At 62.3% G+C, this 25,820-nt stretch carries 23 protein-coding genes and 1 tRNA gene; 15 read left to right on the top strand and 9 right to left on the bottom strand.

Going from position 1 to position 25,820, the window contains the following annotated elements:
* Positions 1-89: 89 nt before the first annotated feature.
* Both ACODR8_RS09495 and ACODR8_RS09490 read left to right on the top strand, forming a co-directional pair.
* Positions 90-863, top strand: coding sequence for a sterol desaturase family protein (locus tag ACODR8_RS09495; RefSeq protein WP_489007014.1), 774 nt, complete (start codon positions 90-92; stop codon positions 861-863).
* 64 nt (positions 864-927) lie between these two features.
* A complete protein-coding gene (locus ACODR8_RS09490) occupies positions 928-1,962 on the top strand; it encodes a LacI family DNA-binding transcriptional regulator (protein ID WP_489007013.1) in 1,035 nt (344 codons plus the stop codon).
* Between the two features lie 55 nt (positions 1,963-2,017).
* On the opposite strand, the gene ACODR8_RS09485 is transcribed toward ACODR8_RS09490, so the two are convergent.
* A tRNA-Thr gene (locus ACODR8_RS09485) sits at positions 2,018-2,092 on the bottom strand.
* A 113-nt stretch (positions 2,093-2,205) separates the two neighbouring features.
* On the opposite strand from ACODR8_RS09485, the gene ACODR8_RS09480 reads away from it, so the two are divergent.
* Positions 2,206-2,334, top strand: coding sequence for a hypothetical protein (locus ACODR8_RS09480; RefSeq protein WP_489007012.1), 129 nt, complete (start codon positions 2,206-2,208; stop codon positions 2,332-2,334).
* On the opposite strand, the gene ACODR8_RS09475 is transcribed toward ACODR8_RS09480, so the two are convergent.
* Positions 2,331-4,112: an aminopeptidase P family protein gene (locus tag ACODR8_RS09475; protein WP_489007011.1), complete on the bottom strand. Its 1,782-nt coding sequence runs from the start codon at positions 4,110-4,112 to the stop codon at positions 2,331-2,333. The two genes, ACODR8_RS09480 and ACODR8_RS09475, sit on opposite strands and share 4 nt — an antisense overlap.
* A gap of 111 nt (positions 4,113-4,223) precedes the next feature.
* On the opposite strand from ACODR8_RS09475, the gene ACODR8_RS09470 reads away from it, so the two are divergent.
* From ACODR8_RS09470 to ACODR8_RS09460, 3 genes are all read left to right on the top strand, one after another.
* On the top strand, positions 4,224-6,287 hold the full coding sequence (locus ACODR8_RS09470) for a S9 family peptidase (RefSeq protein ID WP_489007010.1): 2,064 nt from the start codon (positions 4,224-4,226) through the stop codon (positions 6,285-6,287).
* 149 nt (positions 6,288-6,436) lie between these two features.
* Complete coding sequence (locus tag ACODR8_RS09465; RefSeq protein WP_489007009.1) at positions 6,437-6,835, top strand: acyl-CoA thioesterase; 399 nt, start codon at positions 6,437-6,439, stop codon at positions 6,833-6,835.
* Positions 6,836-6,880: 45 nt separating this feature from the next.
* Positions 6,881-7,390 carry a hypothetical protein gene (locus ACODR8_RS09460; RefSeq protein ID WP_489007008.1) on the top strand — a complete coding sequence of 170 codons (510 nt, stop codon included), beginning with the start codon at positions 6,881-6,883 and terminating at the stop codon, positions 7,388-7,390.
* Positions 7,391-7,397: 7 nt separating this feature from the next.
* On the opposite strand, the gene ACODR8_RS09455 is transcribed toward ACODR8_RS09460, so the two are convergent.
* The 4 genes from ACODR8_RS09455 to ACODR8_RS09440 form a co-directional block, all read right to left on the bottom strand.
* Positions 7,398-9,242: an ABCB family ABC transporter ATP-binding protein/permease gene (locus ACODR8_RS09455; protein ID WP_489007007.1), complete on the bottom strand. Its 1,845-nt coding sequence runs from the start codon at positions 9,240-9,242 to the stop codon at positions 7,398-7,400.
* Between the two features lie 100 nt (positions 9,243-9,342).
* Complete coding sequence (uvrB, locus tag ACODR8_RS09450) at positions 9,343-11,526, bottom strand: excinuclease ABC subunit UvrB (RefSeq protein ID WP_489007006.1); 2,184 nt, start codon at positions 11,524-11,526, stop codon at positions 9,343-9,345.
* A gap of 40 nt (positions 11,527-11,566) precedes the next feature.
* Positions 11,567-11,959, bottom strand: a complete 393-nt coding sequence (locus ACODR8_RS09445; protein WP_489007146.1) for a hypothetical protein — start codon at positions 11,957-11,959, stop codon at positions 11,567-11,569.
* A gap of 22 nt (positions 11,960-11,981) precedes the next feature.
* On the bottom strand, positions 11,982-12,908 hold the full coding sequence (locus tag ACODR8_RS09440) for a LysM peptidoglycan-binding domain-containing protein (RefSeq protein WP_489007005.1): 927 nt from the start codon (positions 12,906-12,908) through the stop codon (positions 11,982-11,984).
* A 259-nt stretch (positions 12,909-13,167) separates the two neighbouring features.
* On the opposite strand from ACODR8_RS09440, the gene ACODR8_RS09435 reads away from it, so the two are divergent.
* Positions 13,168-13,719, top strand: coding sequence for a DUF3617 domain-containing protein (locus ACODR8_RS09435; RefSeq protein WP_489007004.1), 552 nt, complete (start codon positions 13,168-13,170; stop codon positions 13,717-13,719).
* Positions 13,720-13,801: 82 nt separating this feature from the next.
* Positions 13,802-14,317 (top strand): DUF3617 domain-containing protein, encoded by a 516-nt coding sequence (locus ACODR8_RS09430; protein WP_489007003.1) that lies wholly within the window; start codon positions 13,802-13,804, stop codon positions 14,315-14,317.
* Between the two features lie 9 nt (positions 14,318-14,326).
* Here ACODR8_RS09430 and ACODR8_RS09425 read toward each other — a convergent pair whose 3' ends face one another.
* Together ACODR8_RS09425 and ACODR8_RS09420 are read right to left on the bottom strand one after the other, a co-directional pair.
* On the bottom strand, positions 14,327-15,490 hold the full coding sequence (locus ACODR8_RS09425; RefSeq protein WP_489007145.1) for an MBL fold metallo-hydrolase: 1,164 nt from the start codon (positions 15,488-15,490) through the stop codon (positions 14,327-14,329).
* Between the two features lie 44 nt (positions 15,491-15,534).
* Positions 15,535-16,584 (bottom strand): ribonucleotide-diphosphate reductase subunit beta, encoded by a 1,050-nt coding sequence (locus ACODR8_RS09420; RefSeq protein WP_294138058.1) that lies wholly within the window; start codon positions 16,582-16,584, stop codon positions 15,535-15,537.
* An 86-nt stretch (positions 16,585-16,670) separates the two neighbouring features.
* On the opposite strand from ACODR8_RS09420, the gene ACODR8_RS09415 reads away from it, so the two are divergent.
* Positions 16,671-16,916, top strand: coding sequence for a DUF2171 domain-containing protein (locus ACODR8_RS09415; protein ID WP_294138059.1), 246 nt, complete (start codon positions 16,671-16,673; stop codon positions 16,914-16,916).
* 52 nt (positions 16,917-16,968) lie between these two features.
* Here ACODR8_RS09415 and ACODR8_RS09410 read toward each other — a convergent pair whose 3' ends face one another.
* Positions 16,969-18,897 (bottom strand): ribonucleoside-diphosphate reductase subunit alpha, encoded by a 1,929-nt coding sequence (locus ACODR8_RS09410; RefSeq protein ID WP_294138060.1) that lies wholly within the window; start codon positions 18,895-18,897, stop codon positions 16,969-16,971.
* A 475-nt stretch (positions 18,898-19,372) separates the two neighbouring features.
* Between ACODR8_RS09410 and ACODR8_RS09405 the strand changes: the two genes are divergently transcribed.
* From ACODR8_RS09405 to ACODR8_RS09380, 6 genes are all read left to right on the top strand, one after another.
* On the top strand, positions 19,373-20,017 hold the full coding sequence (locus ACODR8_RS09405; RefSeq protein WP_489007144.1) for a glutathione S-transferase family protein: 645 nt from the start codon (positions 19,373-19,375) through the stop codon (positions 20,015-20,017).
* A 245-nt stretch (positions 20,018-20,262) separates the two neighbouring features.
* A complete protein-coding gene (locus ACODR8_RS09400) occupies positions 20,263-21,783 on the top strand; it encodes a fumarate hydratase (RefSeq protein ID WP_489007143.1) in 1,521 nt (506 codons plus the stop codon).
* A gap of 122 nt (positions 21,784-21,905) precedes the next feature.
* Positions 21,906-22,139 carry a hypothetical protein gene (locus ACODR8_RS09395; RefSeq protein ID WP_217674342.1) on the top strand — a complete coding sequence of 78 codons (234 nt, stop codon included), beginning with the start codon at positions 21,906-21,908 and terminating at the stop codon, positions 22,137-22,139.
* Between the two features lie 50 nt (positions 22,140-22,189).
* Positions 22,190-23,245 carry a DUF3667 domain-containing protein gene (locus tag ACODR8_RS09390; protein ID WP_489007002.1) on the top strand — a complete coding sequence of 352 codons (1,056 nt, stop codon included), beginning with the start codon at positions 22,190-22,192 and terminating at the stop codon, positions 23,243-23,245.
* Between the two features lie 30 nt (positions 23,246-23,275).
* Positions 23,276-24,193 (top strand): EamA family transporter, encoded by a 918-nt coding sequence (locus ACODR8_RS09385; RefSeq protein ID WP_489007001.1) that lies wholly within the window; start codon positions 23,276-23,278, stop codon positions 24,191-24,193.
* 88 nt (positions 24,194-24,281) lie between these two features.
* Positions 24,282-25,643: a methyl-accepting chemotaxis protein gene (locus ACODR8_RS09380; RefSeq protein WP_489007142.1), complete on the top strand. Its 1,362-nt coding sequence runs from the start codon at positions 24,282-24,284 to the stop codon at positions 25,641-25,643.
* The last annotated feature ends 177 nt before the right edge of the window (positions 25,644-25,820 follow it).

Here is a 25,820-nt window from a genome sequence, read left to right as displayed (position 1 = left end):
CCTATTTGTCGGGACGGACAAATTTCTCAGCCTGACAGGTGATAGCGCCTGTCCCGCGCTATCAATGGCGCGGGACGGGAAGGCGTGTCATGTTTGCTTGGTTACTCAATGGCGATCATCTGCTGTCGATCTGGCTAGGGCTGTTCGTCGCCAGCGGCATCGCGGCAGGCGTGGTCAGCGGCTATTTCAAGGCACGCAAGATCCAGCCCAAGGGTTTCAAATGGGCGATCTTCCGCAACGAAGCGCTGTTTGCAGTCATCAATCTCGCCATTACCGGCTTTCTGCTCGGCACGCTCCGCCATGCGCTGGAAGCGTCGGGTGCGATCAGCTTTGCCACGGGGCCAGCGCTCTGGCGGGTGGGGCTGGAATATGCCCTCTATTTCTTCCTGTTCGACACCTATTTCTACTGGCTGCACCGCTGGATGCACAAGGAACCGGTCTATAGCTGGGTCCATAAGCTGCATCACCGCTCAACGTCGCCCAATCTGCTGACCACCCTGTCGGTCAGCCCGCTGGAATCGCTGATCAATGGCGGGTTCGTGCCGCTGTTCCTGGCGGTCTTTACGGTTCATGACGCTACCGTCGCGCTGATCGTACCGACCAACATCATCATGGGTCTTTATGTTCATTCGGGCTATGAATTTCTGCCGCGCTGGTGGAACCGCAGCTGGGCGACCAAATGGTTCATCTCCACGACCTTCCACGATCAGCATCATCGCTATTTCACCGGTAATTTCGGCGGCTACACCACGATCTGGGACCGGCTGTGCGGCACGATGCGCCCCAAGTTTGAGGCGGATTTCTACAAGGTGAAGGAACGGTCGCGCCGTGCGCCGGTGGAAGCCGTGCAAGAGAGCGCATAAAGACAGGCTGATCCCGCCGCCAGCCTGATCTTGCCTGCATCGGCAGACCGGCTATGGCTGCTGCATGACGAAGCAGGGGAATTGGGCGGTCGGGGCCGATGTCACGATCGCAGACGTGGCCGCGCGGGCGCATGTTTCCATTCGCACCGTATCCCGCGTCATCAACGGATCGCCCAAGGTCAATGCGGAGACGCGCGCGACGATCCTGAGCGCGATCGAAGCACTGGGTTTCCGGCCGAGCGCGCGGGCGCGGGGGCTGGCGACCGGGCGGTCCTATCTGATTGGCATGATCCATAATGACAGGAACGTGCTGGTGCTGGGCGATGTGCAGCGCGGACTGGCGAACGAAGCAACCGCGCAGGGCTATGAGGTCATCGCCCATGCAACCCCGACGGGCGAGGATGGCTCGATCGAGGATGTGCTGGATTTCGTCCGGCGCTCCCGTGTCGATGGCGTTATCATCCTGGCTCCTGTATCGGGCGTGCCGGGCCTGGCCGACGCGCTTCAGGACGTCGGCATCCCGGCGGTGGCGCTTTCGTCCGTCAGCCTTGCCGGGTTCGACGCTATGCTGGTGTCCGACGAGCGCGGTGCGGCCGCGCGGGTGGCGGAGCATATCGTCGCGCTGGGTCACAGGCGCGTCGGCCATGTGTCAGGCCCGCCGGCCATGCTGTCGGCGCAGGAGCGGCGCGCGGGCTTCCTGTCCGCTTTGACCGCTGCGGGCGGAACGCTGGTGGGCGAGGCGGCTGGCGATTACAGCTTTGAATCGGGCGTGACGGCGGCGGAGCGGCTGCTGTCGATCGATCCGATGCCGACCGCGATCTTTGCGGCCAATGACATCATGGCCGCCGGTGTCATCAAGGTCGCCGCGTCGCGCGGCCTGATGGTGCCGCGCGACCTGACCGTCATAGGATTTGATGGCAGCCTGTTAGCCAGGATGATCGTCCCGGCGCTGACGACGGTGCAGCGTCCGATGGGGGAGATGGCGCAGATGGCCGCGCGGTGCCTGTTCGACATCATCGCCAAACGGCCTACCGATACGCTGATGCAGGTCGATCTGCCGCTGCTGATCGCGGAATCAAGCGCGCCACCGCCCGCCTGACGGCGTACATGGCCCCGCCGGGCGGGTTCATTCACGAATATATCGGGGGGAGAAATGGTGCTGCCGGTGAGGATTGAACTCACGACCTCAGCCTTACCAAGGATGCGCTCTACCACTGAGCTACGGCAGCACTATTTCATGTCCACGGGCCTGTTCGGCCTGCGGAGCCGGGCCTATGGCTGCGCGCGCCGCCCTTGTCAAGGCGGGTTGCAGCCGATGCCACATTTTGCTTAAGGCCATGCCATGACTAGCGAACAGGATGATCGCAAGGCGCGGCTGGCGCAGGCGCTGCGCAACAATCTGCGCCGCCGCAAGGCGCAGGCGCGCGAAGTCATGCCCCCGCCGCCTGCGCCCGACAGTCCGAAAGATTAAAGCGGCGCGCAGGCGCTTTCCAGCCACGCCTTTGCGTCGCCGTCCAGTTGCGGCCCGACGACCGACAGCACTTTGGCATGGTAGGCGTCGACCCAGGCCCGCTCGTCGGCGCTCAGCAGATCGAGCGCGATCAGATGGCGGTCGATCGGGGCAAAGGTCAGCGTTTCAAAGCCCAGCATCGGCTTTTCCGCGCCCGGCACGGCGCGTTCCTCCACCAGCACCAGATTTTCGATGCGGATGCCATATTCGCCGGTCTTGTAATAGCCCGGCTCGTTGGAGAGGATCATGCCCGCCTGCAACGGCTCGTCGCCGCCACCAAATGTCGCGATCCGCTGCGGCCCTTCATGCACCGACAGGAAGCTGCCGACGCCATGGCCGGTGCCATGGGCGTAATCCAACCCCTGCGCCCAGAGGAACTGCCGCGCTAATATGTCCAACTGGCCGCCGCGCGTCCCGACCGGGAACACCGCGCACGCCAGCGCGACATGGCCTTTCAGCACCAGCGTGAAGCGTTCCTGCATCTCGCGGGTCGGCGTGCCGATCGCCAGCGTGCGCGTCACGTCGGTGGTGCCGTCGCGATATTGGCCGCCCGAATCGACCAGATAGAGGGTGCCGCTCTCGATCGAGCGGTTGGTCTTTTCCTCGACCCGGTAATGCACCACTGCGCCGTTTGGCCCGGCGCCGCTGATCGTGTCGAAGGACAAATCCTCCAGCAGGCCGGTATCCTTGCGGAACGCCTCCAGCCGGTCGGCGGCGGTCATTTCGGTCTGGCCGCCCTTGGGCGCTTCCACCGATACCCAATGCAGAAAGCGGCTCAATGCCGCGCCGTCGCGCGCCTGTGCCGATTTATGCCCGGCAATCTCGACCGGGTTCTTGATCGCCTTGGGCAGGATCGCGGGGTCGCGCAGTGGCATCACGGTCGCCCCGCCATTGTCGAGCGCCTCGAAAATCGCGGCCACCGCCCGTTCGGGATCGGCCACCACGCTCTTGCCCGCAAAACCGGCCAGTGCATCGGCAAAGGCGGCGCGATCATGCACGCGCACGGCGTTGCCCAGATGCTTGGCGACCGCCTCGTCCATCTTTTCGGGCGCGACATAAAGGTCGGCGGTCGCGTCGGCGTGGACGATGGCATAGGCCAACGCCACCGGCGTCCGGTCCACATCCTTACCACGAATATTGAAGGTCCAGGCGATCGAATCCAGTGCGGACAGCACGGCAGCATCGGCCTTTTTCTCGACCAGCCAGTCGGCCATCGCCTGCCGCTTTTCCGCCGCGCTCTGCCCGGCAAAGCGATCGTCATGCACGACCAGCCGGGCGTCGCTGGGGGCAGGGCGGTCAGGCCAGACCAGGTCGATCGGGTTGGTGTCCACCGCCACCAGCGTCGCCCCCTTTTCCGCCAGCGCGGCGCTGGCCTGCTCCACCCACGCGCGGGTATGCAGCCACGGGTCATAGCCGATCCGCCCGCCCGCCGGGGCATGGGCTTTCAGCCAGGCCGCGATGGAGGTTTGCGGTACGCTTTCATATTGCCACAAAGCGCCATCGACCTGCTCGCGCACCTGCAACGTATAGCGGCCATCGACAAAGATCGCCGCCTGTTCCGGCAGCACCACTGCGCTGCCCGCAGACCCCTGAAACCCGGTCAGCCAGGCTAGGCGCTGGGCATAGGCGCCGACATATTCGCTCATATGCTCGTCGGTCAAAGGCACGACGAAACCGTCCAGCCGGTCGCGCACCAATTGCGCGCGCAGGGCGTTGAGACGGTCTTGATAGGTGGACATTCATACTTCCTTGCGTATCGGCCCCCTTGCGCAGGCCATAATGGCAACAACATAAGCAGGCTGTGGCACATATGCCAGCGCCCGCCTTGCTCCCTTGCAGATGGATAGTGAATGACCGTAAACACCACGCCGCCCGTTGCCCCGCCTAGGCCGCACAGCATCACCCATCATGGCATCACCGTCAGCGATGACTATGCTTGGCTGCGCGATCCGGGCTACCCGGACGTCAAGGACGCGGATGTGCTGGCCTATCTGGGCCAGGAAAATGCATTTTTCGAGGCCGCCATGGCCCCGCACAAGGGGCTGACCGACGCGCTGTTTGCCGAGATGAAGGGACGCATCAAGGAAGATGACAGTTCCGTTCCGCAAAAGGATGGCGACTATATCTACTGGCGCGCGTTCGAGACCGGGGCGCAATATCGCAAATGGTATCGCAAGCCCGTGGCCGGCGGGCCGGACCAGCTGATCCTGGACGAACCGGCGCTGGCGGAAGGGCATGATTATTTCCGGCTGGGCGCGATGTCGGTCAGCCCCGATGGGCGCTACCTTGCCTATGCGATCGACAATGACGGGTCGGAACGGTTCGAGGCGCGGATCAAGGATCTGTTCACCGGAGAGATATTGCCGGAATCGATCCCCGACACATTATCTTCGCTGGTGTGGACGTCCGACAGCAAGGGGCTGCTCTACGGCCTCGCCAACGAGAATTGGCGCACCGACAATGCCCGGCTGCACTGGCTGGGGCAGAGCATCGAGTCTGACGTCGAGCTGTTCCACGAGGATGATGAGGGGTTCCGCGTCTCGATCGGCCTCACCTCGTCGGAAAAATGGATCGTCATCGCGACCGGCGATCATGTGACGACCGAAGCCTGGCTGATCCCCGCAGACAATCCCACCGCGCCGCCTTTACTGGTGGCTGCGCGGCAGGCGGGGCGCGAATATGATGTCGATGAGCATGACGGCACGCTCTATATCAAGACCAACGACACCCATCCCAATTTCCGGTTGGTGAAGGCGACGCTGGACGCGCCCGACCAGTGGACGGAGGTGATCGCGCCAGACGCGCATTTCTACCTGACCGACTTCACCCTGTTCAAACATTTCTACGTCACCGAAGGGCGGCTGGATGGTCTCGACCAGATCGAGCTGCGCGATTATGCGACCCACACGCCAAAACGCCTGCCGTTCCCGGAGGCGAGCTATTCCGCGTCGCTGGACGATAATCCCGAATATGATGTGACGGTGCTGCGCATCGGCTATGAATCGATGGTCACGCCCGACACGATCTTCGACTATCATATTACCGAAGAACGGTTCGAACTGCTCAAGGTGCAGGAAATCCCGTCGGGCTATGACGCGACCCGCTACGCCACCGAGCGGCTGATGATCCCGGCGCGCGATGGCACGCAGATTCCGGTATCGATCGTCTATCCCGCCGACCTGCCGCGTGACGGCAGCGCGCCGCTGCACCTCTATGGCTATGGCGCCTATGGCATGGCGATGGAGCCGGGCTTTTCGACCGGGCGACTGTCGCTGCTCGACCGCGGCTTTGCCTTCGCCATCGCCCATATTCGCGGCGGCGACGATCTGGGCCAGCAATGGTATCTCGACGGTAAGCTGGACAAGCGCAACAATACCTTCACCGACTTTGTCGATGTGGCCAGGGAGCTGATCGATCTGGGCTATACGAGCAAGGGGCGGATCAGCATTTCGGGCGGATCGGCCGGGGGCGAGTTGATGGGAGCGGTGATCAATAGCGATCCCGACCTGTGGGGCGCAGTGGTGGCGCATGTGCCGTTCGTGGATGTGCTGAACACCATGCTGGACGAGACGCTGCCGCTGACGCCGGGCGAATGGCCCGAATGGGGCAACCCGATCGAGGACAAGACCGCGTTCGAGACGATCCTGGCCTATGACCCTTATGCCAATGTGACGGCGCAGGATTATCCGCCGCTGATGGTGACGGCAGGGCTGAACGACCCGCGCGTGACCTATTGGGAGCCAGCCAAATGGGTCGCCAAGCTGCGCGCGGCCAAGACCGACGACAATGTCCTGCTGCTCAAGACCAATATGGGCGCGGGCCATGGTGGCAAGTCCGGGCGGTTCGAGAGTCTGCACGAAAGCGCGGAGGAATTTGCGTTCATCCTGTGGCAGATGGGGATGGCTGGCGCGTGACAGAGCCAACCTCTCCTCCGTTCGCCCCCCGATCAAGCCGGGGGCAGGCTCTGAGCCTGTCGAAGGGCCAGGCTGAGCGGAGCGAAGCCACTTCGCTCCGCTCAGCAGAAGGCTTCGACTTCGCTCAGCCCGAACGGAGGTAGAGAAGAATGCCCGCCACTTACACCACACGCATCACCGCCCAACCCGCTGACATCGACATACTCGGCCATGTCAACAATGCGGTCTGGGTCCAGTGGATGGAGCAGGTCGCGACCGAACATTGGACCCATGATGCCGACCCAGCCCATGTCGATGCCTATGTCTGGGTCGTGACTCGCCACGAAATCGACTATCGCGGCAATGTGGCGGAGGGGGAGACGGTGACGGCGCGCACCTGGATACCCGACGGCCCGCGCGGCGCGCGCTTCGACCGGCTGATCGAGTTTACCGGACCCGACGGCAAGGTGAAGGTCACGGCCAGATCGACCTGGGCGATCGTGGACAAAGGCACGGGCCGCATATTGCGCGTGCCGCCGGAGGTGGCGGCGCGGTTCGCGGCGGAGTGAAAGGACAAGACAGCAGGTTGGTGCCAGTTGAAACGTGAGTGAGATATGCGCCGCTGGACTACCGGTTATACCCAAAGCGAGCTGGATGACGCACAGGAACGCTACGCCCTGCGCTTTCCACCAGACTTGATCGACGTGCTCTTAGACCGGCAGCCGGAAGATGGCTACAATTGGGCATCAGAAAATGACCGTATCAGGCAAATGTTGAATTGGCCGTTGGAATGTCTGTTATTTAATGTCGAAAATGGCCTTTGGTGGCCAGATTGGGGAGATATTCCTGATCTATCGGCAGAGCGGGCAGAGATTGTGCGCGCAGCATTCCAATCAGCGCCGCGTCTCATACCGTTGCTTTCGCATCGCTTTATTCCCGAAACACCAAGTGAGGCGGGCAATCCGGTTTTCTCGATGCATGGGTTCGATACAGTTTACTATGGCGCAAACTTGAAGGAATATTTCCGCAACGAATTTGAAGGTCGTTACGAAATTAGCTCTCCACGACACATACCCTTCTGGTCCGATATTGTTGAGCGACAGCAGGATATTTATCCCAGCTGATGATCGGTTAAGGCCGCACCACCTCAAACACGTCGCTTATCCCCGGCTCGACCCGCATATCCTCCCGCTCGGCGGCCTGCCGGTTCCACATCACGGCATAGAGCCCGTCAGCCCGCACCAGATCGGCGTGGCGGCCGCGTTCGACGATGCGGCCCTGGTCCAGCACGATGATCTCGTCCGCGTCGACCACGGTGGACAGGCGGTGCGCGACGATCAGGGTGGTCCGCTTGCGCGCAATGTTGCGCAGCACATCCTGAATCTCATTTTCGGTGCGGCTGTCGAGCGCGCTGGTCGCTTCGTCCAGCACCAGCACTGGCGGGTCCTTCAGCAGCGTCCGGGCAATCGCCACCCGCTGCTTTTCCCCGCCTGACAGTTTCAGACCCCGCTCGCCCACGCGCGTCTCATACCCCTTGGGCAGGCTCAGGATGAAGTCATGGATCGACGCGGCCTTGGCTGCCGATTCGATCTCTGTCTGCGAAGCGCCTTCGCGGCCATAGCCGATATTATAGCCGACCGTGTCGTTGAACAGCACCATGTCCTGTGGCACGATGCCGATCGCCGCGCGCAGCGATGCCTGCGTCACGCTGGCGATATCCTGCCCGTCGATGCTGACCTGGCCCCCTTGAATATCGTAGAAGCGGAACAGGATGCGCGCGATGGTGGACTTGCCCGCGCCCGATGGCCCGACGATCGCCAGCGTCCGCCCGGCCGGGACGGTGAAGCTCACATCGTGTAAAATCTCCCGTTCAGGATCATAGCCGAAGCGCACATGATCGAACCGCACTTCGCCGCCGGACGGGACCAGGGCAGGCGCGCCGTCCGCGTCGGCAATCTCCTGCGGCGTGTCCATCAGCTTGTACATCGCCTCCATGTCGATCAGCCCCTGCCGGATCGTGCGATAGACCATGCCGAGCAGGTCCAATGGCCGGAACAGCTGGGCCAGCAGCGTATTGACCAGCACCACGTCGCCCGTCGTGAACTGCCCCCGGCTCCATCCCCACACGGTATAGCCCATCGCCCCCGCCATCATCAGGTTGGTGATCAGCGACTGGCCTATATTGAGCCATGCCAGGCTATTCTCGCTCTTGACCGCCGCCTGCGCATAGCGGCGCATCGACGTGCCGTAACGCTTCGCCTCGCGCGCTTCCGCGCCGAAATATTTGACCGTCTCGAAATTGAGCAGGCTGTCGACCGCATGGGCGACGGCGTTGGTGTCCATGTCCACCATGTCGCGGCGCAACTGGTTGCGCCATTCGGTCACGGTGCGGGTGAACCAGATATAGAGCGCGACCATCGCCAGCGTGACGATGACCAGCCACGCGCCGAACTTCACGAAGAAGATGGCGCAGACCGCGACCAGCTCCAGCACGGTGGGGGCGATGTTGAACAGCAGGAAATAGAGCATCGTGTCGATGCTCTTGGTCCCGCGCTCGACAATCTTGGTGACCGCGCCGGTGCGCCGGTCGAGATGGAAGCGCAGCGACAGACGGTGGAGATGGACGAACACATCGTCGGCCAGCCGCCGTCCGGCCTCCTGCCCGACCTTCTCGAACACCGCATTGCGCAGATTGTCGAACAACACGCTGCCAAAGCGCGCACCCGCATATACCGCGACGAGCGCGATGGCGAGGCTCGCGGCCGGTTCCATCCCCGGCACCATCCGGTCGATCGCGGCCTTATAGGCAAAGGGCATGGCGAGGCTAATGGCTTTGGCTGCCAGCACGCACAGCATGGCGACAACCACCCGCCGCCGCAGCGCCGGGGCATCCGCCGGCCACAAATAGGGCAGGAACCGCCGAAGCGTCGCCCAGACAGGGGGCAAGGGCGCAGATGTGGGCATGTCAGGCGGCATAGGCGCTATGTAGAGCGCGGCGCGGGATTATCCAGCGGTGGTTTTTTGGGAGTGGCGAACCTTGTTTCCCCTCCCGCTTGCGGGAGGGGCGCAAAAAGCCTTACCGCCCAAATTTCTTCTGCGTCTTGCCGTATCGCAACTTCCGCGTCCCCGGCTTGCCTTCGGTCGCACGCCCCCTGGGCGCGGCCACCTGCTGTTCGTGTGGCAGGCCAAGCTCCTCGGCCTCCAGCTTGCGGATTTCGTCGCGGATACGGCCGGCTTCCTCAAACTCTAGGTCGGCGGCGGCGGCGCGCATTTTCTTTTCCAGATCCTCGATATAGGCGCGCAGATTGTGGCCGACCATGTGGGGCCGGTCGGCGTCGCCGGTTTCGATGAGCACGCTGTCCTTGTTGGACACATGGGCGATGATGTCGCCAATGTTGCGCTTGATCGTGGTCGGCGTGATGCCATGTTCGCGGTTATAGGCTTCCTGCTTCTCGCGCCTGCGCCCGGTTTCGTTGAGTGCGCGCTCCATGGAGCCAGTGATCCGGTCGGCATAGAGGATGACGCGCCCGTCCACGTTCCGCGCGGCGCGGCCGATCGTCTGGATCAGCGAGGTTTCGGAGCGCAAAAAGCCCTCCTTGTCCGCGTCGAGGATCGCCACCAGCCCACATTCGGGAATGTCCAGACCCTCGCGCAACAGGTTGATGCCGATCAGCACGTCATAGACACCAAGCCGCAGGTCGCGGATCAGCTCGATGCGCTCCAGCGTCTCGACGTCGCTGTGCATGTAGCGGACCTTGATCCCCGCCTCATGCATGAACTCGGTCAGATCCTCCGCCATCCGCTTGGTCAGCGTGGTGACGAGCGTGCGATAGCCGTTGGCCGTGACCTTGCGACATTCGTTGATCAGGTCATCCACCTGATCCTCGACCGGCTTGATCTCGACAGGCGGGTCAATGAGGCCGGTGGGGCGGATCACCTGTTCGCTGAATACGCCGCCGGTCTGCTCCATTTCCCATTTGCCGGGCGTGGCGGAGACGCTGACCGTTTGCGGTCGCATCGCGTCCCACTCGTTGAAACGCAGCGGGCGGTTGTCGATGCAGCTGGGCAGGCGGAAACCATATTCGGCCAGGGTGATCTTGCGCCGATGATCGCCCCGCGCCATCGCGCCGATCTGCGGCACGGTCTGATGGCTTTCATCGACGAACAGCAGCGCATTTTCGGGCAGATATTCAAATAGGGTCGGTGGCGGCTCGCCGGGCAAACGCCCGGTCAGGAAACGGCTGTAATTTTCGATCCCCGCGCAGCTGCCGGTCGCGGCGATCATCTCCAGGTCGAAATTGGTCCGCTGCTCCAGCCGCTGCGCCTCCAGCAGCTTGCCCTCCGCCTCCAATTCCTTCAGCCGTTCGGTGAGTTCAAAGCGGATCGCCTCCATCGCCTGTTTGAGCGTTGGGCCGGGGGTGACATGGTGGCTGTTGGGAAAGACCTTTACATAGTCGAGGCTTGCGACCTTCTTGCCCGACAGCGGGTCGAACTCGACGATCGCCTCAATCTCGTTGCCGAAAAAGCTGATGCGCCAGGCGGTATCCTCATAATGGGACGGGAAGATTTCCAGATTATCGCCCTTCACCCGGAAATTGCCGCGCGCAAAGCCCGCATCGTTGCGCTTATATTGAAGCGCGACCAGCTTGCGGATGATCTCGCGCTGATCCTCTATCCCGCCCTTCTTCATAGAGAAGGTCATGGCCGAATAGGTTTCGACCGAGCCGATGCCATAGAGGCAGGAGACGGATGCGACGATGATGCAGTCGTCCCGTTCCAGCAGCGATCGGGTGGCCGAATGGCGCATCCGGTCGATGCTCTCGTTTACGCTGCTTTCCTTCTCGATATAGGTGTCCGACCGCGCGACATAGGCTTCGGGCTGGTAATAATCATAATAGCTGACGAAATATTCGACCGCATTGTCGGGAAAGAAGCTCTTGAACTCGCCATAAAGCTGCGCCGCGAGAATCTTGTTGGGCGCCAGGATCAGCGCCGGGCGCTGCAACGCCTCGATCACCTTGGCCATGGTGAAGGTCTTGCCGGAGCCTGTGACGCCCAGCAGCACCTGATCGCGCTCCCCGGCCAGCGCCTGTTCCACCAGTTCGGGGATCGCGGTGCGCTGGTCGCCCGACGGCTCATAATCGCTCACCAGCGTGAAGGGCCGCCCCCCCTCGCTCTTGTCCGGCCGCGCAGGCCGGTGCGGCACGAAATGGGCGTCGGTATCGGGCTCGTCGAGCGTGGTGCGGATCTGAATGGCCATGGGGGCAATATGGGGTCTTTGCGTCAGGACGCAATTGACGTCAGGGCTTCAACTCGAACGCGCCTTTGGGCGGGGGTGGATAGACGACAGGCTTGTCGCCGAAACGGGCGCGCAGGGCGGCTTCGCGCCGTTCGTCATCGACGATCTCTACGTTGACCTCTTCGGGATATTTCATGCTGACGTGGAATTTTTTGTCTTGGATGGTATATTCCAGAACCGACCATCGCATATTTGGTCCATCTGGTTCGAGATACCAAGCTTCCCACAGCATATCGCTAAGATTTGTATCACTTGGATTATAATAGCGGATGACTTCTCCCTCGTCCTTAAAAACGCTGGGACTCACCCAACCCTCACCGATTTCCACATAAAGAAAAACACCATTCGGATCGCCGCCGACCAGGGCGGCCAATTCGAGTCCAATCTCGTTCATAAGCGGCCCCAAGGCGTCAAGTTTATCGGTCACGGGGCTTGCCTTTGCTTTCGTTTGAGAAATCCCTGAATTCTTCTTTGCCGTTGACGCGCCATGTGACGTTGATGCGATAGGGCCGTTTGGAGGTTCCCGCATATAGTGGAACGATATGGACGACGACGCTTTTGCCGTCTCGCAAATTCCTCGCCCAACCATCTTCCATGGCGCGATAGGCACCGCGGTTGAAATTCCGGTCCTGGGCGAAATGATTGACGCTGTCGCCGGGACCGTTGAAGCGGGCAGCGATAAAATGACCGCCATCATCGCCCGGACGGCGATCGGGATGCCCCGCCTGAGCCTGAGCGCGTCGTGAGCGCGCGGCAATCGGGCCGTCTGTAAGCACAGCAACGACTTCCCTCGGTCGCGCAATGACATCCATATGGAAATCATAGCCATTTTTCGTCTCCTTTCGCCAGTTCGTGTCGAGGATCTGACTTTCCAGCGACGGTGGATTGGCCGGGTCGGGCGGCAATTTTCCGCCATGCGTGTCCATATAATAGGCTAGTGCCAGAAACTTGTTCTTGGCCGCACGTCCGGCATCCAGATAGGCCTGATGCGGCACTTTGATCCGCTGGCCGATGCTGAGTGGCCGGTCGAGTGGATGCTGGTTCAGCCATGCCAGATCGCGCGCCGTCAGCCCCTTGCGCCGCGCCGCAATGCGCGTCAGCGTATCGCCCGGCTGCACGATATGGGTCGAATGGTTGCCGGGATGATCGGCGCGCAGGTGGCGGCGATCCGGCACGCCATCGCTATCCGGCCGGGCCGGTCGCCGCACCTGTCCGCCCGCTGCGGTTTCCATGGTCTGTGCGCGAGTATTACCGCCGCGCGGAAAGTAACGGCCTTGTCCGGCAAAGGTGAATCGCCCATCCTCTTCGTCGTGCCACGGGTTGAATTTCACCTCGACCTGCACGGGCGGGGCCAGGGCGGGTCGCCGACCCGTACGGAGATAGAGATTGAAGGCTGTCCGTCCTGGCTGTCGGCTCGACTCATTCTCCGGCATTGGCGCATCCCCCGATTTGCGGAAAATCAGGTAGCACGACAATCAGAACAAATCAAGAACAAATAGCTCAATCCCGTCCATTTCGGCGACAATTTTGCAATGTCGCACCGGCTTGATATGCTCCGCTATCCACGGCCCAGCCCATGCCGACGCGATGAGGGGATAAGCGATGATCAGAGCTGTATTTGCCGCCGCCACCATGACCCTGCTGCTCGCAGCCTGCGGCGACAAGCCCGGCGACGCGTCGGCCAACGGCTCGATGACCAAGGAGGAGGTCAAGGCTGCGGTCGACAAGGTGCAGTTGAAGCCGGGCCAGTGGGAGGGGCGCTTCACCGTGCAGGATATCGACCTGTCCAATATGCCGGGCGCGCCTGCTGGCATGAAGGACCAGATGAAGAGCATGATGAGCCAGACTTCGCTCAAATATTGCGTCACCCCCGAAGAAGCGGCCAATCCCAGCGGCGAGATGTTTTCCGGTCAGGAGAATAAGAACTGCACCTATCAGGGCTTTGCCGTCAGCGGCGGCAGCGTGAAGGGGCAGGTGTCGTGCAAGGCGGATGGCGGTACGATGACGGCCGCCATGTCCGGCACCTATGGCGGGGAAGCCTATGCGATGGACATGGACATGAAGATGGCAGGCGGCCCTAACGGCGCGGCCATGGCGATGAAGGCGCGGTCCGAAGGCAAGTGGATCGGGCCGAACTGCACCACGGCGGAATAATTCCCGCGCATTTCCGCTTGCGCTTTGGCCGCGACGGGTAGAGCCTTGCCCCCGTTCCGATTGAGAGAACGGGGGAGAGGATATGCAAAAGACCGTGCTGGCGGCGATCCCGCTTGCGATGATGCCGCTTGTAACGATTTTGACCCTTGGCGGCTGTAGCGAACCGGCCCCCGCGCCGCAGGCGGAGGAAGCGCCGATCCTGATGCAGGCGGGCGAGTGGGTGCTGACCCGCAAGACCACCGGTTACAACACCCCCACCGTCACCCCGGCGCAATATCAGGCGGCGCTCAGCCAAGTCAGCGAGGACAAGGTCTGCCTCACCGTCGATGCCGAAGGGATGCCGGACGCCGCGGCCCTGGCGGGCAAGGATGGCACGGCTTGCACTTATAAGGACAAGATGGCGCGCAAGGGCCGCCTGATCGCGACGCTGGCCTGCACGGCGGGCAAGGGCACGTCGGAAATTGCGGTGGAGGGCAATTATACCGGCGATACGCTGACACTGGGCGAAACCATGACCCAATCGGAAGGCGGCGGCGCAGTGCTGCGCGCAACCTATGACCTCTCCGGCAAGCGGGTGGGGGATTGTCCCAAGGGCTGATGCGGGGGGCTATTCCAGCGCCCTGATCGCGCGTCGGTCACATCGTCCTTTGCCCCGCGGCACGGCGGAATAGACCGGCACCAGCAGAGACTGGCCGATCCGCAGCGGGGCGAAGCGCTGGCGGTCGATGCCTTCGCACGCCAGGAACAGGTCCAGCATCCGGGGTGGCGTATCCCATTGTTCGTAGGACAGGCGGAACGTCCCCCAATGGATCGGGATCGCAGTCGATGCGCCCAGCCGCTTGAACACCTCCACCGCCTGTTGCGGGCCGATATGCGCGTCCGACGCCATCTGCCCCTTCCAGAAGCGGAAGGCGCCGATCGGAATCAGCGCCAGCCGGATCGGGCCGAAGCGCGAGGCCTCATAGGGCCATCCCATGTCGCCCGCGCCGGTGTCGCCTGCAAAGAAGATATTGCCCGCGCGCGTTTCGATCAAAAAGCTCGACCAGAGCGCCCGGTTGCGATCCGCGCCCCAGCGGCTGCCCCAATGATGGTTGCGGGTCACATGGACGCGATAGTCGGGGCAATGTTCGTAATTGCCGCACTGGATCACCGCCTGCGGGGCAAGGCCATTGAGCGCCGCACCGCTGACCGACTGGCCCCAGTCGAGCGCGGTCGACGGAATGCCATGCGCCTTCAATATCGTGTCATTGCCCAGGCTGGTGACGATCCTGGGCCGGTCGCGGTCCCATAATTTTTTCAGCGTCGGCAGGTCCATATGGTCGTAATGATTGTGGCTCAGCACGACCAGGTCGATCTTGGGCAGATCGTCGAAGCGGATGCCCGGCTGCGCGACCCGCTTGGGGCCGAAGGGGGGCAGGGGGCTGGCATGGTCCGACCAGATCGGGTCGGTCAATATGTTGATGCCCGCCGCCTGCACCAGCACCGTGGCATGGCCCACCCATGTCGCCACCATCCCGCGCGGCGCGGCAAAAGGCGCGGGGCGGGCTGGCTTGACCGCAATAGCGTCGGGCCATGGCGGCCGGTCGTCATGGCCCAGCAGCCAGCGGGCGATAAAGCCCTGCCGGCTCGTCCCCGGCGGGGCCGGCACATCGATCACGCCATCGGGATTGAAGAAATGCGCGCCGTCATAATGGCGGCTTTCCGGCCCTTCATAATAGATGCGGTCCAGGAAGGGCGGCACGATCGTCACGGCCAGGCACAGGGCGACCATTGCAAACAGCAATGTCACCCCGATGCCCTTCACGAATTTGGCAATCACTCCGCCGCGATGCCCGCCGCCTTGAACATGTCAGGATCGGTGGCATCGTCCGCGTTGGCCGGTGCCGCGCGGGTCTTGCGGCGGTCGAAGGCGTCCCAGACCTCGTTCCACTGGCCCCGCGTCGCGCCCTTTGAATATTCGGTCGCGCGGGTTTCGAAGAAATTGGCATGTTCGACGCCGTTCAGCATCGGGGCGAGCCAGGGCAGCGGATGCTCGTCGATCATGTAGATGGGCTTCAAACCCAGCTGGCCCAGCCGCCAGTCGGCGATGTAGCGGACATATTTTTTGATGTCCTTGGGAGTCATGCCGGGGACCGGACCCATTTCGAACACCAGATCGACGAACGCATCCTCGATACGGACGGTTTTCTGGCACATGTCCATGATGTCGTCCTTGACCGCGGGGGTCAGGCACTGGCGTTCGGCGCAGAAGGCGTGGAACAGCTTGATGATGCCCTCGCAATGCAGCGTCTCGTCGCGGATCGACCAGGTGACGATCTGGCCCATGCCCTTCATCTTGTTGAAGCGCGGGAAGTTCATCAGCATCGCGAAGCTGGCAAACAGCTGCAAGCCTTCGGTAAAGCCGCCGAACATGGCGAGGGTGCGGGCGATATCCTCGTCCGTATCCACGCCAAACTGTTGCAGATAGTCGTGCTTGTCCTTCATCTCCTTATATTGGAGGAAGGCCGAATATTCGCTTTCGGGCATCCCGATCGTGTCGAGCAGATGCGAGTAGGCCGCGATATGGACGGTTTCCATGTTGCTGAACGCGGTCAGCATCATCTTGACCTCGGTCGGCTTGAACACGCGGCCATATTTTTCGTGGTAGCAATCCTGCACTTCCACGTCGGCCTGGGTGAAGAAGCGGAAAATCTGCGTCAGCAGGTTGCGCTCATGATCAGACAGCTTCTGCGCCCAGTCGCGGCAATCCTCGCCCAAAGGCACTTCTTCGGGCAGCCAGTGCAGCTGCTGCTGGCGCTTCCAGAATTCATAGGCCCATGGATATTCGAACGGCTTGTAAACTTTGGAGGCTTTGAGAAGGGACATGGGACGGCTCCGCTTTAAAAGGTAGGCGCAACCAGTGCGGGTACGGCGCGTTCAAGACACACCACCCCCAGCACAGGAGCGCAATCATGGTTGAATTCAGCCAAATCAAGGAACATGCCGAAGTCATCGGCGCAGACGGCGTGCATGTCGGCACCGTCGACCATATGGACGGGGACCGCATCAAGCTGACCAAGAAGGACAGCGGGGAAGGGAGCCACAAAGGGCATCATCACTATATTTCCCAAGGCCTGATCGCCGACATCGAAAGCGACGGCACCGTGCGGTTGAGCGCCAATGGCGATGTTGCCGTGACGTTCGAAGAAGAAAAATAAGCCGGGTAGCGCGGCGGTATGGACCGCCGCGCTACGCCCATGGCTATGCGCGTCACTGGCAGGCCAGACACTCGTCATAGTCCGTGGTCTCGCCAATCTCGAACTTGGGCGCGTCGATCGTGTTGTCGGCTTCCACGCCACCGGCGAAACCGGCACGCTGCACGCTCTTCGACCGCAGATAATAAAGCGACTTGATGCCCAGTTCCCATGCGCGGAAGTGGAGCATGAGCAGGTCCCATTTTTCCACATCGGCGGGGATGAACAGGTTAAGCGACTGCGCCTGGTCGATATAGGGCGTGCGGTCGGCGGCCAGCTCGAGCAGCCAGCGCTGGTCGATCTCGAAACTGGTCTTGAACGTGTCCTTTTCTTCCTGGCTCAGAAAGTCGAGATGCTGGACCGAGCCGCCATGCTCCAGGATCGAATTCCAGACATTGGTCGAATCCTTGGCCTTTTCGACCAGCAGCTTTTCCAGATAGGGATTCTTGATCGAGAAGCTGCCCGACAGCGTCTTGTGGGTGTAGATGTTCGCCGGGATCGGCTCGATGCAGGCCGACGTGCCGCCGCAGATGATGGAGATGGACGCGGTCGGCGCGATCGCCATCTTGCAGGAGAAACGCTCCATCACGCCCTGATCGGCAGCGTCCGGGCAGGGGCCACGCTCGATCGCCAGTTGCATCGAGGCTTCGTCCACCTGGCTCTTGATATGTTTGAACATGCGCAGGTTCCACGACTTGGCCATGGCCCCCTCGAACGGAATTCCGCGCGCCTGGAGGAAGCTGTGGAAGCCCATGACGCCAAGCCCGACCGAGCGTTCGCGGCTGGCGCTATATTTGGCGCGCGCCATTTCGGGCGGGGCGCGGTCGATATAGTCCTGCAGCACATTGTCGAGGAAACGCATGATATCCTCGGCAAACAGCTTCTCATCCTTCCACTCGTCCCAGGTTTCCAGGTTCATCGAGGAAAGGCAGCACACGGCGGTGCGGTCATTGCCGAGATGGTCGCGACCCGTCGGCAGGGTGATTTCGGAACAGAGGTTAGAGGTCGAGACTTTCAGCCCCAGATCGCGATGATGCTTGGGCATCATGCGGTTCACCGTGTCGTTGAACACGATATAGGGCTCGCCGGTGGCCAGGCGGGTTTCGACCAGCTTCTGGAACAGGGCGCGGGCGTTGACGGTGCCGCGGATCGACTGATCCTTGGGGCTGCGCAGGTGGAAGTCAGCACCGTCGCGCACCGCTTCCATGAACTCGTCGGTCAGCAGCACGCCATGATGCAGGTTGAGCGCCTTGCGGTTGAAGTCGCCCGATGGCTTGCGGATTTCGAGGAACTCCTCGATTTCCGGGTGCGACACGTCGAGATAGCAGGCGGCAGAGCCACGGCGCAGGCTGCCCTGGCTGATCGCCAGCGTCAGCGAATCCATGACGCGGACGAAGGGGATGATGCCCGACGTCTTGCCGTTGAGGCCAACCGGTTCGCCAATGCCGCGCACACTGCCCCAATAGGTGCCGATGCCGCCGCCGCGCGAAGCCAGCCAGACATTCTCGTTCCAGGTGTTGACGATGCCTTCCAGACTGTCGTCCACGCTGTTGAGATAGCAGCTGATCGGCAGGCCGCGCCCGGTGCCGCCATTGGACAGGACCGGGGTGGCGGGCATGAACCAAAGGCGCGAAATATAGTCGTAGACGCGCTGGGCGTGGCCCTGATCATCGGCATAGGCCGCCGCGACGCGGGCGAACAGGTCCTGATAGCTTTCGCCCGGCAGCAGATAACGGTCGTTCAGCGTATCCTTGCCAAATTCCGTCAGCAGTGCGTCGCGCGACGGATCGGTCACGACGTCGAAGCGCCGTTCCTGCACCGCGGAAGAGGATAAAGGCTCCGCCTTGGTCGGCGCGGCAGGCTGTTCGCTCACCCGGTCCATCACATCATCCATCACAGTCGCCACGTCGTTTGTACCACCCTGTCCGCTATCACGAAAATCCATATACGCCCCCGAATGTTCCTGTTCCGTTCGATTCGGTCAAGCTGGTTCGGCAGGTGCCGACACCTTAGCAGATACCGTATCGCGACGGGGCGGAAATGGGACCAACTGACGGGATTGCAGGGACAAAAACCCCCTTGCACTGAAAACTGGTCCAGCGACACAATCACAATCTGTTGGGTGACCCCCGTTTACCCGATACCACAGATAGTGCCATAGCCTGTTTTGGGCGCAAGAGGGTAAATGACGGTTTAGGGACTCAGCTCGTCGCTGTTCCGATTCCTTTCGTCGCTGAATTTGCCCGTTGTAACGCAGCGACGCACGGACTTTCCTCGCTCCCCGGAAAGACAAGAGGGAAAAACGGAATAAAAAATAATTTTGCCTTGCCACGCAAATGCGTGGTGCGCGCAAAAGGCGCTATGATGGTGCCTTGAGTAGACCGCCGCCCGTCCCGTTCACCCGACGCAAAGGCCGACCGATGATTCTCTATTATCACCCGCTCTCTTCCTATTGCTGGAAGGTGCTGATCGCCTTTTACGAAAATGGCACGCCCTTCACGCCGCGAATGATGGAGGAGGAGGGCGTCGCGCAGGAATGGCTGGCGTTGTGGCCGATCGGCAAATTCCCGCTGCTGCGCGATTCGACCCGCGACACGATCGTCGCCGAAGCCAGCATCATCATTGAATATCTGATGACCCATGAGCCGGGTACGTTTCGGCCGATTCCGCTCAATCCCGACGCGGCGTTGCAGGTGCGGTTGATGGACCGGCTGTTCGACAATTATGTCATGACCCCGATGCAGGCGATCGTCGCCGACCGGCTGCGCCCGGCCGATTCGCGCGACCCTTATGGCGTAGAGCAGGCCCGCGCGCTGATCGCGAAAGCCTATGCCCTGCTGGAAACGCGGATCGGCACGCACGGCTGGGCGGTGGGGGAAAATTTCACCCTGGCCGATTGCGCGGCCGCCCCGGCGCTCTTCTATGCCGACAAGATCGTGCCGATCGGCAGCGATCATCCGCGCCTGTCCGCCTATCTCGCCCGGCTGGTGGCGCGGCCCAGCTTTGCGCGGGTGCTGGCAGAGAAGGAACCGTGGTGGCCGATGTTCCCCTTTGCGGGTGGGTAAGAGTCTGTTTGGAAAAGCGCGAAAGGGCGCTTTTCAAGTGCGGTTCCGGCCCGCTCCCCCGCCCAACCACCCGACAGGATGATACTGGATCGGGTGGTTGGGCGGGGGAGCGGGCCGGAACCGGCTTTTCCAAACAGACTCTAAGCCGCACCTCTCTGGACAGGCGGGCGATTCCTGACTAGCCGCTGCCCGTGCAGGAACCCGCCGTGCAGGGCCGGGCCGCAGACATAAGGGATCTGGGTAAGATGACGCTCATCAAGACCGCCGACCTGATAGAGAGCGTCGCCGACGCGCTTCAGTTCATCAGCTATTATCACCCGATGGATTATATCCGCGCGCTGGGCAAAGCCTATGAGGCGGAGCAAAGCCCGGCGGCCAAGGACGCCATCGCCCAGATCCTGACCAACAGCCGCATGTGCGCGGAGGGGCATCGCCCGATCTGCCAGGACACCGGCATCGTCAATGTATTCGTCAAATGGGGCATGGAATGCCGCCTGGACGACAATAGCCGCTCCATGCAGGACGTCATCGACGAAGGCGTGCGCCGCGCCTACCTCAACCCCGAAAACCGCCTGCGCGCCTCGATCCTGCGCGATCCCGCCTTCAGCCGTCAGAATACCAAGGACAATACCCCTTGCGTCCTGTCGGTCGAAATGGTGCCGGGCAACAAGGTCGTCATCGATGTCGCGGCCAAGGGTGGCGGCAGCGAGAATAAGACCAAGTTCAAGATGATGAACCCCAGCGATTCGATCGTCGACTGGGTGCTGGAGATGATCCCGCAAATGGGCGCGGGCTGGTGCCCGCCCGGCATGTTGGGCATCGGCATTGGCGGCACCGCGGAAAAGGCGGTGGCGCTGGCCAAGGAAAGCCTGATGGACGCGATCGACATGGGGGAACTCAAGGCGCGCGGGCCGCAGACCGAGATCGAGAAGATGCGGGTCGAGATTTTCGACAAGGTCAATGCGCTGGGCATCGGCGCACAGGGTCTGGGTGGCCTGTCCACCATCCTCGACGTCAAGATTTACGACTATCCCTGCCATGCGGCGGGAAAGCCCGTGGCGATGATCCCCAACTGCGCCGCCACCCGCCACGCTCATTTCACGCTGGACGGCTCCGGCCCCGCCTATCTGGAAGCGCCCAAATTGTCCGAATGGCCCGACGTCAACTGGACGCCGAGCAAGGAGGCGATCCGCGTCGATCTCAACACGCTGACGCCTCAGATCGTCCAGAGCTGGAAACATGGCGACCGGCTGCTGCTCAACGGCAAGATGCTGACCGGGCGCGACGCCGCGCACAAGCGGATCAAGGATATGCTGAGCCGCGGCGAGAGCCTGCCTGTCGATTTCAAGGGCCGCGTCATCTATTATGTCGGCCCGGTCGATCCGGTCGGCGACGAAGTGGTCGGCCCCGCTGGTCCCACCACCGCGACGCGCATGGACAGCTTCATGGACATGATGCTGGAGCAGGGCCTGCTGGGCTGCGTCGGCAAGGCCGAACGCGGCGTGGCGGCAACCAAAGCCATTGCCAAGCATAAGAGCGCTTATCTGATGGCGGTCGGCGGTGCCGCCTATCTGGTCGCCCGCGCGATCAAGGGTGCCAAGGTCGTGGGCTTTGAAGATCTGGGCATGGAAGCCATTTACGAGTTCGATGTGGCTGACATGCCCGTGACCGTCGCGGTCGATAGCGAAGGTCAGAATGTCCACCATCTCGCCCCGCTGGTCTGGCAGGAGAAGATCAAGCGCGAAGGGCTGCTGGAGGGCGTGTGACAGGATAATCCTCCCCATCGCAAGATGGGAAGGATGCTTAATCGCATCAACCTGCGTTAATCCCCCGGAACCCCGGCGCTTACCCGGCATTGTCTCCGCACCCTGAAACCGGAGCCAGTCCCATGTCCTTCACCCAACTCGACCCACCCTTGCCCGTTCATGTCGAGGGCAAGGGGAAGGGCTATGCCCTGGCCGTCATCGATTATGGGCAGGAGCATAATCTGATCTGGGTGACGGGCCTGTCCGACAGCGGCGAAATCTGGTGTGCGCCCAATCCGCTGGTGCGGCTGGAGGCGAACTGGACGATGGGGCGGGACTGGGCGCGCCATGGCCTGCCCGGCGTCAAGCCCAGCTAAACGCAACAACCGTCTGGCATGCGTCATACACCGCTGTTATCCTGATCCCCATGACGGGGGAAATCGACGCAGCGGGGGACGCCATTACCGGAGGTATGATCGCGCGCGCGGTCGAGCCGGGGCATGGCGAGTCAGAGTATGAAGGCCATGGCGCTTGCCTCAATTGTGGCGCGACAATCGCCGGAGCCTATTGCGCGCAATGCGGGCAGGCGACGCATGTCCATCGCAGTTTCGGCGCGATCGGGCATGATCTGGCCCATGGCGTGCTGCATTTTGAAGGCAAGATATTCAGGACATTGCCGGAACTGGCGCTGCGGCCGGGCAAGCTGACGCGGCGCTACATCCATGGCGAGCGGGCGAAATTCGTGTCGCCCTTCGCCCTGTTTCTGTTCAGCGCCTTCCTGATGTACGCCATCTTCTCGCTGACCAGCGGCCATGGCGCCAGTGCAGGCAAGATGGTGCAGATGGACGATGGCGCGATCGCCGAACTGCGCGCCGAAGAGGCGAAGGCCGACGCGCAGATTGCGAAGATCGAGGCACGGCTGAAGGCACCCGGCCTGACCCCGGCACAGCGCGCGACGCTGAACGAAGATCTGGGCGAGGCGCGCGACGAGCGAAAGGGCATCTCGCTCGCCGCCAACATGACCGAAAGTCTGCGCGGTGAGGGCATGAATGGCGGGGTCGCCGCCACGGTGGGGGAGGTGGTCAGCGCCGCAGCGAAAGACCCGGAACTGGCCTATTACAAGCTCAAGGCCAACGCCTATAAATTCTCCTGGGCGCTGATCCTGTTTTCCATGCCGTTCGTATGGCTGCTCTTCCCGTTCAGCCGCCGCTTCAAAATGTATGATCATGCGATCTATGTGACCTATTCGATCGCCTTCATGTCCTTGCTCTTTTCGCTGTCGATGCTGCTGTCGGCGCTGCATGTCACCGCCGGTCTGGTGACGACCGCGCTGCTGCTCTATGCCGCCTGGCACATGTACCGGCAGATGAAGGATGCCTACAGCCTGTCACGCCTTGGCGCGCTGTGGCGGCTGCCTTTGCTCTATATGTTCGCCTGCCTCGCGCTGGCGCTGTTCTTCACCATGCTGGTGATGATGGGATGACGCAGAGCGTCTGGCGGCTATAGCGGCGCGATGATTACATCGCCGATCTGGCTGCCCGCAACGCTGATGGCAGGTGGGGTGCAGGCATGGCGCACGGCCGTCCAGCGGCGGGTGAGCCAGAGCCTGTCGCTCAACGCGGCGGGACTGGTGCGCTACCTGTATGGCGTGCCGTTCGCACTGCTGCTGCTGGGCGGATATTGGCTGGCCAATCCCGCGACTCTCCCAGCCGTCGGACCATCGTTCCTGCTCTTCTGCATCGGCGGCGGACTGGCGCAGATCATCGCGACCAACCTGCTGATTCTGGCGTTCGGCCATCGCAATTTCGTCGTCGGCACGGCTTACTCCAAGACCGAAGCCGTGCAAGGCGCGCTCCTGTCCTTCCTGCTCATGGGCGAACGCTTGTCGCCGCTCGCCTGGGCCGGGATCGGCTGCGGCGTGGCGGGGGTGATGCTGCTATCGACTGGTGGCAGGCGCATGAGGCCAATGGATTTCATCCGCGCGCTGGGCCAGCCCGCCGCGCTATGCGGCATCGCGTCCGGATTTTTCTTCGCGCTGACCGCGATCGGCATCCGCCGCGCGACGCAGCAGGTGGAAACGGACGATCCGATCCTGGCAGCGCTGGTCGTCCTGGCAGTGACGGTCGCGCTCCAGACCGTCATGCAGGGCGGCTGGCTGCTGGCGCGCGAACCGAGCGAGATGCGGCGGGTATTTGCTACCTGGCGGGTATCGGGACAGGTCGGGATGCTCTCGGCCCTTGGATCGGCCTGCTGGTTCACCGGCTTTGCCACCGCGCCAGTGGCACTGGTGCGGATCGTAGGGCAGGTCGAGGTCGCCTTCACCATGGGTTTTGCCCGTTATTATCTCAAGGAACAGATGCAGCGCAGCGAGGCGATCGGGCTGCTGCTGGTCGTGACGGGCGTGGTTCTGGCGCTGGCCGGATCGCTCTGACGCGACGCTAATCTTTCCTTTACCATGTTGGATTAGCCCTCAATCCGTGGGTAGCGAAGCGAAATCCGAAACCGTTGCAAGAGCGGTGATGAAGGTGGCCAAATTGTCGGGCGACCTGGGGATACGCACGCTCGATTTACAGGCCGACATCAGCGAACTGGCCGACCGGGTAACGCAGCAGGCGCGCACGATCGAGGCGATCAGCGGCGCGGCAACGCAATTGTCGCACGATGGCGAAAGCGTGGCATATGCCGGGCAGGACGCGCGCGCCAAGGCGATTGCCGCCCGTTCCATCATCGACGATTCGGGCCGGCAATTGTCCGCCGCCAACCATGTGTTTGTCGACCTGATCGATCAGGTCAGCCGCATCCATGAGCGGCTGGACGGCTTTGGCGAAGCGCTCAAGACCGTCGCCCATGTCACCAATGTGATCAGCGGCATTGCCAGCCAGACCAATTTGCTGGCGCTCAACGCCACGATCGAAGCGGCGCGCGCGGGTGATGCCGGGCGCGGCTTTGCCGTCGTCGCGGCCGAAGTGAAGAAACTGGCGCAGGAAACGGGCGCTGCGACCCACACGATCGAACAGTCGATTGCGGCGCTGACCGGCGAAGCGGGCGGGATGCTCGACAGTATCAACCGCGGCGCGCAGACCGCGCGCACCGCGCAATCGGACACGCGCAACATAGAGGCGCTGGTCGAGCGGCTGGGGTCATTGATGGTCGACCTGTCGAGCAATAGCGAGGGCGTGGCCGAACGGATCGCGTCCATCGTTGGGTCGGCGGGCGAAATCCGCTCCGGCCTGGCTGCGCTCGCCAGCACGTCGGCGGACAATGCGGGTGGCCTGCAAAGGCTGTCGGGCCGCGTATCGACCGCCAGCGAAGATACCAACATGCTGCTGCAATATCTGGCCGAAAGCGGGGTCGCCATCCCCGATTCGCCCTATATCAGTTTCAGCCTGGAATCGGCCGAGATCGTCAGCCGCGCGATCGAGCAGGCGATCGACAGCGGGCAGATCAGCGAAGCCGCGCTGTTCAGCAGCCAGCCGATACCGATACCCGGCACCAATCCGCAACAATATAGCCATCCCGTGCAGGATGTGATGCTGCCCGCCGCGCGCGCGCAGCAGGACAAGGCCCGTGCCTTTACCGGCCTGTTCGGCATGACCTTTACCGACCGCAACGCCTTTGGCGCGATCGCCATGCCCGAACGCGCCCATCCGCAGCGGCCGGGCGATGACCCATGGAATGCGGAATATTCGCGCCAGGGGCTGATCTTCGATTTCCCCGATACGCGCGAACAATGTCGCACCACCCAGCCCTTCTGCATCAAGGCCTATCGCCGCCTGACCGCGTCCGGCGACGTCATCCTGCTGAAACAGGTGATCGCGTCGATCCATGTGAAGGGTCGGCACTGGGGCATACTCCAGATGGCCTATCAGGATCAGGGCTGACGGCCTCACCATAGGGTCGTGCCGGCGTATCACCCAATTTCACTATACAGCTTCTGTTCGTGGCGATTCTGCCGCCATCCCGCCCCGTCTCATCCTGCTCCACGATGAACGGGCGGTTTTGTATCGTTCATGCAACATCTTCTATCGTCGGTGGTTCTGATATTTAACACTGCACCC

The organism is Sphingobium sp. FG58 (assembly GCF_057809055.1).
Note: the sequence above shows the minus strand (reverse complement) of the source record. Positions and strands in the feature narration are given on the sequence as shown.

Coding starts and splice junctions, on each gene's coding strand:
- ACODR8_RS09495 (WP_489007014.1), top strand. CDS start 90: ATGTTTGCTTGGTTACTCAATGGCGATCATCTGCTGTCGATCTGGCTA.
- ACODR8_RS09490 (WP_489007013.1), top strand. CDS start 928: ATGACGAAGCAGGGGAATTGGGCGGTCGGGGCCGATGTCACGATCGCA.
- ACODR8_RS09480 (WP_489007012.1), top strand. CDS start 2,206: ATGACTAGCGAACAGGATGATCGCAAGGCGCGGCTGGCGCAGGCGCTG.
- ACODR8_RS09475 (WP_489007011.1), bottom strand. CDS start 4,112: ATGTCCACCTATCAAGACCGTCTCAACGCCCTGCGCGCGCAATTGGTG.
- ACODR8_RS09470 (WP_489007010.1), top strand. CDS start 4,224: ATGACCGTAAACACCACGCCGCCCGTTGCCCCGCCTAGGCCGCACAGC.
- ACODR8_RS09465 (WP_489007009.1), top strand. CDS start 6,437: ATGCCCGCCACTTACACCACACGCATCACCGCCCAACCCGCTGACATC.
- ACODR8_RS09460 (WP_489007008.1), top strand. CDS start 6,881: ATGCGCCGCTGGACTACCGGTTATACCCAAAGCGAGCTGGATGACGCA.
- ACODR8_RS09455 (WP_489007007.1), bottom strand. CDS start 9,242: ATGCCGCCTGACATGCCCACATCTGCGCCCTTGCCCCCTGTCTGGGCG.
- uvrB (WP_489007006.1), bottom strand. CDS start 11,526: ATGGCCATTCAGATCCGCACCACGCTCGACGAGCCCGATACCGACGCC.
- ACODR8_RS09445 (WP_489007146.1), bottom strand. CDS start 11,959: ATGAACGAGATTGGACTCGAATTGGCCGCCCTGGTCGGCGGCGATCCG.
- ACODR8_RS09435 (WP_489007004.1), top strand. CDS start 13,168: ATGATCAGAGCTGTATTTGCCGCCGCCACCATGACCCTGCTGCTCGCA.
- ACODR8_RS09430 (WP_489007003.1), top strand. CDS start 13,802: ATGCAAAAGACCGTGCTGGCGGCGATCCCGCTTGCGATGATGCCGCTT.
- ACODR8_RS09425 (WP_489007145.1), bottom strand. CDS start 15,490: ATGGTCGCCCTGTGCCTGGCCGTGACGATCGTGCCGCCCTTCCTGGAC.
- ACODR8_RS09420 (WP_294138058.1), bottom strand. CDS start 16,584: ATGTCCCTTCTCAAAGCCTCCAAAGTTTACAAGCCGTTCGAATATCCA.
- ACODR8_RS09415 (WP_294138059.1), top strand. CDS start 16,671: ATGGTTGAATTCAGCCAAATCAAGGAACATGCCGAAGTCATCGGCGCA.
- ACODR8_RS09410 (WP_294138060.1), bottom strand. CDS start 18,897: ATGGATTTTCGTGATAGCGGACAGGGTGGTACAAACGACGTGGCGACT.
- ACODR8_RS09405 (WP_489007144.1), top strand. CDS start 19,373: ATGATTCTCTATTATCACCCGCTCTCTTCCTATTGCTGGAAGGTGCTG.
- ACODR8_RS09400 (WP_489007143.1), top strand. CDS start 20,263: ATGACGCTCATCAAGACCGCCGACCTGATAGAGAGCGTCGCCGACGCG.
- ACODR8_RS09395 (WP_217674342.1), top strand. CDS start 21,906: ATGTCCTTCACCCAACTCGACCCACCCTTGCCCGTTCATGTCGAGGGC.
- ACODR8_RS09390 (WP_489007002.1), top strand. CDS start 22,190: ATGACGGGGGAAATCGACGCAGCGGGGGACGCCATTACCGGAGGTATG.
- ACODR8_RS09385 (WP_489007001.1), top strand. CDS start 23,276: ATGATTACATCGCCGATCTGGCTGCCCGCAACGCTGATGGCAGGTGGG.
- ACODR8_RS09380 (WP_489007142.1), top strand. CDS start 24,282: ATGAAGGTGGCCAAATTGTCGGGCGACCTGGGGATACGCACGCTCGAT.